The sequence below is a fragment of the Colwellia sp. genome (assembly GCF_013215345.1).
Lineage (GTDB): Bacteria > Pseudomonadota > Gammaproteobacteria > Enterobacterales > Alteromonadaceae > Colwellia.
This window is the reverse complement of record NZ_JABSOV010000239.1, coordinates 1-2406: the sequence shown is the minus strand read 5'-3', so window position 1 is coordinate 2406 and position 2406 is coordinate 1. Positions and strand designations below refer to the sequence as shown.

Here is a 2406-nt window from a genome sequence, read left to right as displayed (position 1 = left end):
TACCATTGGTGATAAAGAGGCTATTGTAGAGGCTTTTGATTCTTGTTCAGTTGATATTGATTTTCAATTTAATCAGGCAACGTACACGATCACAGAAGGTGAAACCGTGGAGTTAGCTATCCGCAGAACAGATATCAGTACAAAGGAAACGATCAAAGTAAATATTGTAGATCCTACAGGAAGCGCGCTGATTGAATTAACAAGTAATACTATAGTTTTTGAAAAGGGCGAGGCAATAAAATCAATTCAAATAATAACGATTGAAGACCAAACATCTTTTGACTTTGAAAACATATTAATTAAGTTAGAAGGCTATGGCACCGCAAAGATTAATATTTTAGATAAAGCGGCATCGGTAGTTGAAACGGGAAAAGAGCCGGAAACAGAACCTGACGTTATCGTAAAGCAACCAACTATAGAGAATCCAGCTATAGAAAACCCAACTGTAGAGAATCCAACTATAGAAACCCCAACTGTAGATAATCCAACTATAGAGAGTCCAAGCAATAAAAAAGCAGGTAGCATTCCAGTTATTTATTTATTAACTTTATTCAGTCTAATTCTATTTAGAAGAAATATATTGTAATAAATGTGATAAATGAAAAAAGGGTATCATGTTTGATGCTCTTTTTTTACTTTTAATATCAACTTTAAAGCTCGACAAAAGTAACTATTCATAAAAGCTTTTCTCCAGTGTTTTATAGCTTAGTCGTTCTTTTTCCGTGTGTTAATTTAGCGGCGATGATATTACATCCTTGCTAAATTAAACATGCTATCGATGTACCTTCAATCAAAAATTGTCTGATCAGCCCCTTGCTATGCTCATTTGTACCACGCTCACAGAAGTGATTGTTTACAATTTATATAGATAATGGCAAGCCTCTTTAAAAACCTTATATTCTGAACTGTATTATGTGTAAATAAGGCACTACAGATGTCGATTTATTAGATATACATGGAATGGAGTTACTTGACCTCGTCACTTCGTGATATCACATTTGAACCACTCTGTTCATTAAGCTAAGATGATTCTTTAATCGTTCATTGAGTAATCCCATGAAAAATATAGTCTTTATAACATCTGTATTATGCCTTGCCTGCAGCTCATTAACTTATGCTGCTAATAACAATGCCAAGTCAGTTCAAGCTGCCATGCCTGGACTTATGGCCTTATATAAAGATTTACACCAAAGCCCTGAGCTTTCTAGTGTCGAATTTAATACCGCGAAGAAATTAGCCAAAACGGCCCGCGATTTAGGTTTTGAAGTTACGGAGAAGGTTGGTGGCACCGGTGTGGTTGCAGTATTAAAAAATGGTCAAGGGCCAACAGTATTAATTCGCGCCGATATGGACGCACTGCCAGTAAAAGAGCAAACCGGTTTGACCTTTGCTTCCAAGGTAACAACTACGACTGAGGAAGGTCAGCAAGCTCATGTCATGCATGCCTGTGCACACGACACTCATATGGCTAGCTGGGTTGGCACAGCAAAACTACTCAGTGAAAACCAAGCCAATTGGTCTGGCACTTTAGTGATGATTTTACAGCCTGCTGAAGAGCGTGGCCGCGGCGCAAAAGACATGATAGCTGATGGTTTATATAAACGTTTCCCCAAGCCTGACTATGCCCTAGCCTTTCATAATTCAGCCAGCTTAAAAGCCGGTGTTATTGGTTATACCCCGGGCTTTACCTTTGCCAATGTTGATAGTGTTAATATTGAAGTTAAAGGTGTTGGTGGCCATGGCGCTTACCCCCACGCAACAAAAGATCCTATAGTACTAGGCGCACGTATTGTTGGCGCTTTACAAACCTTAGTTAGCCGTGAATTAGACCCGCAAGACCCTGCTGTAGTTACCGTCGGCAGCTTTCAATCAGGTACCAAACACAACATTATTTCTGATAACGCACTACTTTTACTAACCGTACGTAGCTACTCAGATAAAACCCGTCAAACTTTACTTGATGGCATCGCCAGAATAGCGAAAGGTGAAGGCATTGCTATGGGTTTACCGGAAAATTTACTGCCTGTAGTGACGGTGAAAGATGAATATACGCCAGCCGTTTTTAACGAGCCTGAGTTTACCAAAAAAATGGCCGCACTATTTACCGCAGAGCTTGGTAAATCTCGGGTAATGCAAGTACCAGCAGTGATGGCTGGTGAAGATTTTGGCCGCTATTATCGCGCTGATACTAGCATTAAAAGTATGATTTTTTGGGTTGGTGGTGTGCCGCATGATAAGTGGCAGCCAGCGCAAGAAACGGGCGCAACGTTACCATCTCTACATAGCCCATTTTGGGCCCCTGATGCTGAAAAAGTCATTAGCACAGCAACACAAGCAATGAACAGTGCGGTATTAACGATTTTGGCTAGGTAGAATTTATTTCCGTATAAATATGAGACTAGTTTT

The 2406-nt window shown here is 39.9% G+C and carries 1 protein-coding gene and 1 pseudogene; both read left to right on the top strand.

The window, feature by feature from the left end; all coding sequences use genetic code 11:
- A pseudogene (locus HRT50_RS18615) lies at positions 1-586 on the top strand (hypothetical protein); the annotation flags it as partial.
- A 470-nt stretch (positions 587-1056) separates the two neighbouring features.
- Positions 1057-2373 carry an amidohydrolase gene (locus tag HRT50_RS18610; protein WP_291617293.1) on the top strand — a complete coding sequence of 439 codons (1317 nt, stop codon included), beginning with the start codon at positions 1057-1059 and terminating at the stop codon, positions 2371-2373.
- The last annotated feature ends 33 nt before the right edge of the window (positions 2374-2406 follow it).

Excerpts from the sequence above, each read along its gene's own strand:
- HRT50_RS18610 (WP_291617293.1), top strand. The coding sequence starts at position 1,057 with ATGAAAAATATAGTCTTTATAACATCTGTATTATGCCTTGCCTGCAGC.